Source organism: Streptococcus sp. HMSC034E03 (genome assembly GCF_001811505.1).
In the GTDB taxonomy this organism is placed as follows: Bacteria; Bacillota; Bacilli; order Lactobacillales; family Streptococcaceae; genus Streptococcus.
Genome location: NZ_KV805000.1, coordinates 61,721 through 62,055 on the forward strand (window position 1 = coordinate 61,721; position 335 = coordinate 62,055).

General features: G+C 38.5%; 1 protein-coding gene. It reads right to left on the minus strand.

Annotated features, from left to right (window positions below; all coding sequences use genetic code 11):
• Positions 1 to 332: transposase family protein (locus tag HMPREF2805_RS09495; RefSeq protein WP_148131646.1), on the minus strand; the 332-nt coding region annotated here is incomplete at its 3' end.
• Positions 333 to 335: the final 3 nt, after the last annotated feature.

Consider the following 335-nt stretch of genomic DNA (forward strand, 5'->3'; position numbering starts at 1 on the left):
GCAATTTTTTGATTGATAATACGAGGGATTTGATGATTCTTCTTGACGAGAGAGGTTTCGGCGACCATCATTTTCGAGCACTGATAGCACTTGAATCGACGCTTTTTCAGAAGAATTCTGGTAGGCATACCAGTCGTTTCGAGGTAAGGAATCTTAGAATGTTTTTGAAAGTCATATTTCTTCATTTGACTTCCGCAATCAGGGCAAGATGGGGCGTCGTAGTCCAGTTTAGCGATGATTTCTTTGTAGGTATTCATATTGATGATGTCTAGAATCTGGATATTAGGGTCTTTGATATCGAGCAGTTTTGTGATAAAATGTAATTGTTCCATATG